Here is a 6,738-nt window from a genome sequence, read left to right on the forward strand (position 1 = left end):
TCGGCCAGCCACCTGTTTGACGGCTTCAATTTTGAATTCTTCGGTGTAGCGTGAGTTGCTCATTGGACCTCCTGGGTGCCTTGATTATAAGGCCTGGAGGTGTCTACGAAACTAGGGGCTATTCAGGTCATCTTTAAAAGCCTATAATTAATAAAAATTTAATGCGAAAGGCGCCATCTAGGCGCAAATAATGTCGCACATCAGGAGCATTATCATGAGCAAAAAAACCACTCTTTCACTGATAGCCATTTCAGTGACACTAAGCAACGCTCCGGTCTTTGCTCAATCGGAAACAGCGGAGGGTTTCATCGAAGGCAGCACGCTTTCGTTAATAAATCGCAACTATTATTTCAATCGAGACTTTCGCGACGGTGAGAGCACCACCGGCAATGGCTACTCTGAAGAATGGGCTCACGGAGTGATGGCTTTTTTCGAGTCCGGATATACCCAAGGTTCGGTGGAGGTCGGCGTCGACGCCTTTTCTATGCTCGGAATCAAGCTCGATTCCGGTTCGGGACGCTCCGGTGTGGGTGGCAGCATAGACCTGCTTCCTTACGACAGCGCTGGCGATCCTGAGGATAATTTCACTCGGGTGGGTGGCGCAGTGAAAGTGCGACTGTTCGATACCGAGATCAAGGCCGGTGACGTGTTCCCCACGACGCCCGTTGTGCATTACGGTGACTCACGGCTGCTGCCGGAGTCTTTCAAGGGTTTCACTGTAGTGAACAATTCGCTGGAAGGCCTTACCATCCAGGGTGGTCGCCTACACGCGATGAGCCAACCCAACACTAGCAACACGAACGACGACTTTGTCACCTTCTACGGAGGGGATGTCGACGCGTCTTGGCTCGGCTACGCAGGGGGCGACTATCGCGTTAACGAAAATATCAGTTTTAGTCTGTATACCAGCCGGCTCAAAGATGTTTGGAACCAACATTACTTTGGTCTAGCGACCACCTACCCAGTCTCAGATATGGTAGATGTGCTGGGAGGTTTCAACTATTACAAAGCAACCAATGAAGGTCGTGACCTGTTGGGTGAGTTCAACAACAACATCTGGAGTTCCAGCTTGGGTGTCGTTTTTGGTGCGCACGCCGTTACCGCATCTTATCAGCAAAACAATGGCAACAATGATTTTGACTATCTGCGCCAAGCGGACTCGATTTATCTGAATAACTCCATACAGTACAGCGATTTCAATTCACCCAAAGAACAGTCTTTGATGCTGCGCTATGATCTGGACATGGCGGACTATGGGATCCCCGGGCTTACGTTCATGACGCGTTACGCCAGTGGTTGGGGCGCTGACTATAGCAACGCGAACGAGGTGTACATGCGGCAAGACGATAACGGTGCTGCGCTGACAGGACAGAGCCGATGGGAGCGCGACGTCGAAGCTCGCTATGTTGTACAGACAGGCTCTCTCAGTGGGCTCTCTTTGAGGGTACGCCAGGCTACTACGCGGGCAACTGACTTTGAGTCAGACCTTGATGAAGTCCGATTCATAGCTGAATACCCGCTATCTATCCTGTGAGGTACCATAGGCAACACCACATCTTCTTTTTTTGCTCCCTTGGTTAGAAGATGTGTTTCAGGCGCCCATCTGGGCGCCTTTTTTTGCTTCAACGCACTTCCTTGCGCTGTGGGTTAACCAAATTTCCGGTAGATACAAAATAGCTGGATGACCCCGAAAAACTATTGCTGCGCTAGGTTGCTTGCCAAATCCATAGGCAAAGTTTTTTCATTTGTCTTTTACGTTAATAAAAAACCGTTTTCTTCTTGACCTTATAGTTAATACATAGATTATTTTTGTTCCGCTTACCGCACACCTCTTTTCCGAGCTACCTGAAATCATGCGCATCTTGATTATAGAAGACGAAATAAAAACTGCAGAATACCTACAACAGGGTCTTACCGAATGTGGTTACAAGGTCGATCGAACGGCTGATGGTCTCGACGGGTTTCACCTAGCTCAGCAAAACGACTATGACATCGTGCTACTTGATGCGAATCTACCAACCATGGATGGGTGGGAGGTGCTCGAACTCATCCGGCGCCGGAAGCAAACACGCGTCATCATGTTGACAGCCAAGGGCCGCCTGGAGCACAAAATCCGCGGCTTGGAATTGGGCGCTGACGATTACCTAGTCAAGCCGTTCCAGTTCCCTGAGCTGGTCGCTCGCATCCGAACAGTGGTGCGACGCAGCGAGGCCGTCGCACTCCCGAGCGATCTGAATATAGCCGACCTCGAGCTGGACCCGAGCCGGCATTGGGCCTATCGAAACGGTCAGCGTATCGACCTCACCAGCAAAGAATTCGCGTTATTGCATCTGCTCATGCGCCGGGCTGGCGAGGTGCTTACACGTACTGAGATCACAGCTTTAGTTTGGGACATCAACTTTGACTGCGATACCAACGTGGTGGATGTCGCGATTCGTCGATTGCGGATGAAAGTGGATGAGCCCTTTGGCAATCGGTTGATACACACCATTCGGGGTGTGGGCTACGTGCTAGAGGCGCGGCATTGAAGCCACTCAGCCTCGCATCGAGACTTGCGCTCCAAATCACATTAGCCGGCGCCGCTTTGGTCGCGCTGCTTATAGCGATGAGCTACTGGGTATTGGTACGCCAATTAGATTCGCGAGCCCAGGAGGAAATGACGGATAATCTCGGAAAAATTGATCATGTACTCGTAGATACCGAATCCAGCACAGGCCGTCCTTGGCAACATTCGCTGAGCGATACGATACTCGGCCATGACAACCTTTCGATTACTGTCGTCAACGATACAGCGAAATCGCCTATTTTGAGTATCGGAAGGTTCGCCAGTGCTCCGGAACAGCTGGATCTCGTTAACAAAGATAGTGACTTTCTGGAATGGACTGCGAAAGAGGATGTGCTGATGTTAACTGGGCGCAAGCATATCCAGGTTCCGGGACTGCCTCAAATGACGGTTTTACTTTCGCAAGATCGCAGTGCCGATCAACAGTTGGTGGCTGCATTCTTGGGCTCGGCTTTAGTGGCCGTGCCGGTATTGCTGACATTAATCTGTTTGACCGGATGGCTGGTTGCAAACAATGGCTTGCGACCGCTGCGTAAATTTCGTGCTTTGGCGACTAAGGTAACCACGCAGGATCTGTCACCCCGAATCCGCATCGATCGGCTTCCCAAAGAGCTCCAGACATTGGCGGATAGCCTCAACATAATGCTTCATCGACTCGATTATGGCGTTCAGCTCTTGTCTCAATTCTCGGACGATGTAGCTCATGAGTTGAAAACTCCGCTGAACAACCTGATAGGGAAGGCTCAGGTCACCCTAGTACGCGAGAGAAATAAGGAACAATATCTTGAAGCGCTGGAATCGTCGGTAGAAGAGCTCGAACGCATGGATCGAATTGTGTCAGACATGCTGTTTCTGGCCCAGGCCAGCCCAGCACTGAAGCTGGAACCATTATCCTTGGGGAACGACGCGAGACGAGTATGTGAATATTTCGAAGTACTCGCTGAGGAAGCGGGAATCGCAATGACGATAACGGGCGATGCCAAGATTTTAGGAAATCAACTCATGGTCCAGCGAGCCATTTCCAACCTGCTATCCAACGCGTTGCAACATTCGAACACTGGCAGCACGGTAGAACTTCAAATCCGGGAGGACTTGGAAACGATCTCATTGGCCGTTACCAATCAAGGCCCCACTATCGAATCTAGCCATCTCCCACTCCTGTTCGAGCGTTTTTACCGCACCGGCAGCATACAATCTCGAGGAGTGGGCTTGGGGCTAGCGATTGTTCGTTCAGTGATGAACCTCCACCAAGGCCACGTGGCCGTGGCTAGCACGAGCGGTCGCACCACTTTTAAACTCACTTTTCCTCGGCACGCCTGACTCGGCAAACCCCCTGAGTCAGTATTCATCAGAAGTAAAATTTCCTACTAATCGGATAAAAATTTTTATGTGGAGACATCCCGTTCTTCAGAAGGCCAAAGCATTTCTATTCTCAAGCACGCCGACGCCGGCAGCCCTGCACCCGAGTTATGCCGTGAGTATGGCATCATGCACGGCGTAGCGGGCCAAGTTTGGCGGCATCAACAGCTCGTTAGTGCCCCAGCTGCGCGAGATCGAGGATGAAAACCAGTGCCTCAAGAATGGCATGCCGAAGAGCGATTGACGGCCGAGATCATCCAGGCGGCTAAGTCAAAAATGGTGAAGCCATGCCAGCGGCGCAAGAGGTCACAGCAAGCGGTTAGCTCTGGCAACATCAGCACCAACCTGGCTGTTTTGCCTTTGACGTCAGCGTTACTTGCTATCGCTACTAGCCGCGCTTGTCATCAGAAAATGTCAAGATCGCCGACCACCTCATTAACCTCACACACAACCAACCCAACTAGGGTTATGGCCTGTTCTTCCTGTATCTGCGCAACGTGAAAGGCTATCGCTGGAATCGCAATCGGGTGTGTCGAATCTATGGCGAGCAGGAGCTCGATCTGCAGGTCAAGCCGAGCGCGCATCGTTAGGGGGGAGCCCCAGTCGCTGGCGGTGCCGAACTCGATGAATCAGTGCTGGACGACGGACTTCATGCACGACCAACTATCAGATGGCCGCAGCTTTCGGATATTCAATTTAATGTGAGCGCTGGTGATTTTGACATTTTATTCCAGTAGGTCTGACCCACTCGCGCTGGATGTTCTTACCCACCCATTCCAGTGATGGTGATCCACTGCGCTGATGATTTTGACCCATCCGTAAAGCGTTAAACTATCCGCTCTATCCCTACTTCGCAGGTCGTCTCAATTGATTGAAGAAGGCAGCCAGAATGTCTATACCGATCTCAGTTGCGCCAATGCTGACGCAATTCAGCGTAAAACCATGCTCATTGTGCGCATCAACGATTTTATTAGCGCCAAAGGGCTGGTGCTTGCCTAAGCATCGGCGGTGATGGGCATCGAGGTATTTTAGGGGCATTTTCGAGATACTGACGAAGCCTTACTGTATGCCTGCCTAAGCCAACTTGAGATGCAGTCTCACTGACTCGGTCATTTTCGCGGGCGCGAAAATGACGAAGGGGGTAATCCCCCTCCGTTGTCTATCATTTATGCCTTGGCAGCCTGCTTGCGCAGTGACTCGCCCTTGAGTCCGATACGGTGCGAACGGTGGACGATGCGATCCAGTATGGCCTCGGCAAGCGTGACGTCGCTAAACATGCTGTGTCAGTGCTCCGTGGGGAACTGACTGGTGATGATCAGCGAGCCGGTCTTTGCATGCGTTGATCGACAATGTCCAGTAAGGTATACCCCACCGTAGGCTCTACCGGAGCCAACCCAAAGTCATCGAGGATAAGCAAGTGGACTTTGGCTCAAGGCCGTTCGATACTTTGGGAGAGAGCCGTCGCCTATGGCGATTTGCAGTTCTTCGTAGAGTTTCGAGACGTTTTTATAAACCACTGAGTAGTCCTGCCGTCAGGCCTGGCTACCAAAGGCACAGGCGAGTCAGGGCTCCGGTCAGCAACAGGTTCTGTTGCTGACCGATCCAGCGACAGCTAGCCAAGCCTTCAATCACTTGCTTATCCAGACCGCGACTGCTGCGATAGTCCACATCCTCTAGGTGCGCGGCATAGCGCAGTTTCGCCTGCTCCAGTAACCGTGACAATTTGCGGTTCTCACGCTCGCTGAGTTCGCGATCAACCATTAGGCCTAAGCGGTCATCAAATGGCAATTCCTGCATGCGCGGTTGCTCAAGCTGGTCGCGGTAGGCCTTGGCCATGCCCGACAGGTGCAGTTGCTGGAGCTTGTTTTGGATCTGCTGGTTCAGCATGTCGAGTGATCCTTTTCATCGGCAAAGTAATGGGCGCCGCGCGGGTTTTCGTGAGCGGGTGTCAAGCTGGGCAAAGCTTTCAGGCCAGGGCGTTTGTCAGGTTGCTCGCGCAAGATGGATTGCAGACTTTTCAATGCGAAGATCTTGATAGTCAGCGCGTAAGCACAGGCCTCCTCCAGTCGGGCATCGCCATGCAGGTGGGCTTCCTTGCGCAAGGCGCTGGCGCGCCTTGCGCCCATTGGCCACAACGGTACGTTCGGTAAAGTGGTAGTGCAGGTGACGCAGCAGTGCAGGCCCTACTCGCTCCTCCCAGGTCAACAATGCGGCGGGTTGGCTGTCGGCGTAGTACTGATGGTTAGACGGCCGGTGTTCCGGCTGCACGCTGATGCCAGACACAAACTGACGGGCATGGCTGCTGACACTCAAATGGTTGTAGAAGACCTCAACAATCTGCCCAGTGGCGCGCACATCCACCTGCTGCTGTAACAGTCGGCTTGGCACCGAGTAATGGTGGTTGTCGTACTCCACTAGGTAGTCACTACGTACCCGTACCTTGAAGCGCCAATCCGCATGCTCGTAGGAGTGGGCAGGCAGAGGCTGGAGCGCAGGCTGAGCCACTGCGACGAACAAACTTTGCCGATTGCTGCCCGGCTGGCGTTTGAACGGACGCTGATTGAATGCCGGCAGCAAATCAAAGATGGCCTGATTGAGTTCCGCTAAGCTGAAAAAACGCCGGTGTCGCAGGGCTGCCAACAACCAGCGCTGAACCAGTTTCACGCCGGCCTCCACTTTGCCCTTATCTTTGAACCGCCCCGGGTTTCGCGGAGGCTGTTTGGTTTAAGTCAAGCCGCCACCTTGGAAGCCTGACTGGCTAGTTGCCGATAGTAGTTTGCCTCAGCCTCTGCGGGCGGTATATATCCGATGGGTTC

General features: G+C 52.6%; 7 protein-coding genes. 4 read left to right on the top strand and 3 right to left on the bottom strand.

Annotated features, from left to right (window positions below; translation table 11 throughout):
* Positions 1-214 precede the first annotated feature (214 nt).
* From H4J77_RS18890 to H4J77_RS20040, 4 genes are all read left to right on the top strand, one after another.
* Complete coding sequence (locus H4J77_RS18890; protein ID WP_123891418.1) at positions 215-1,534, top strand: OprD family porin; 1,320 nt, start codon at positions 215-217, stop codon at positions 1,532-1,534.
* A gap of 319 nt (positions 1,535-1,853) precedes the next feature.
* Positions 1,854-2,528, top strand: coding sequence for a heavy metal response regulator transcription factor (locus H4J77_RS18895; protein WP_182249975.1), 675 nt, complete (start codon positions 1,854-1,856; stop codon positions 2,526-2,528).
* The gene (locus H4J77_RS18900; protein WP_182249977.1) at positions 2,525-3,883 is read left to right on the top strand and encodes a heavy metal sensor histidine kinase; all 1,359 of its coding nucleotides are present in this window, start codon (positions 2,525-2,527) and stop codon (positions 3,881-3,883) included. The genes H4J77_RS18895 and H4J77_RS18900 overlap by 4 nt, the downstream gene beginning before the upstream one ends.
* A gap of 906 nt (positions 3,884-4,789) precedes the next feature.
* Positions 4,790-4,921, top strand: coding sequence for a hypothetical protein (locus tag H4J77_RS20040; RefSeq protein WP_256671458.1), 132 nt, complete (start codon positions 4,790-4,792; stop codon positions 4,919-4,921).
* A 167-nt stretch (positions 4,922-5,088) separates the two neighbouring features.
* Here the strand turns inward: H4J77_RS20040 and H4J77_RS20450 are convergent, their stop codons facing one another.
* The 3 genes from H4J77_RS20450 to H4J77_RS18910 all read right to left on the bottom strand — a co-directional run bounded on the left by H4J77_RS20450 (position 5,089) and on the right by H4J77_RS18910 (position 6,586).
* Entirely contained in the window at positions 5,089-5,199 is a 111-nt protein-coding gene (locus tag H4J77_RS20450; RefSeq protein ID WP_372237943.1) for an ATP-binding protein, read from the bottom strand.
* Positions 5,200-5,464: 265 nt separating this feature from the next.
* A complete protein-coding gene (locus H4J77_RS20455) occupies positions 5,465-5,809 on the bottom strand; it encodes an ATP-binding protein (protein WP_372237944.1) in 345 nt (114 codons plus the stop codon).
* A gap of 96 nt (positions 5,810-5,905) precedes the next feature.
* The gene (locus tag H4J77_RS18910; RefSeq protein ID WP_123891415.1) at positions 5,906-6,586 is read right to left on the bottom strand and encodes a Mu transposase domain-containing protein; all 681 of its coding nucleotides are present in this window, start codon (positions 6,584-6,586) and stop codon (positions 5,906-5,908) included.
* Positions 6,587-6,738 lie beyond the last annotated feature (152 nt).

It is taken from the genome of Pseudomonas sp. 5Ae-yellow (assembly GCF_014077575.1).
GTDB classification, from domain to species: domain Bacteria; phylum Pseudomonadota; class Gammaproteobacteria; order Pseudomonadales; family Pseudomonadaceae; genus Halopseudomonas; species Halopseudomonas neustonica.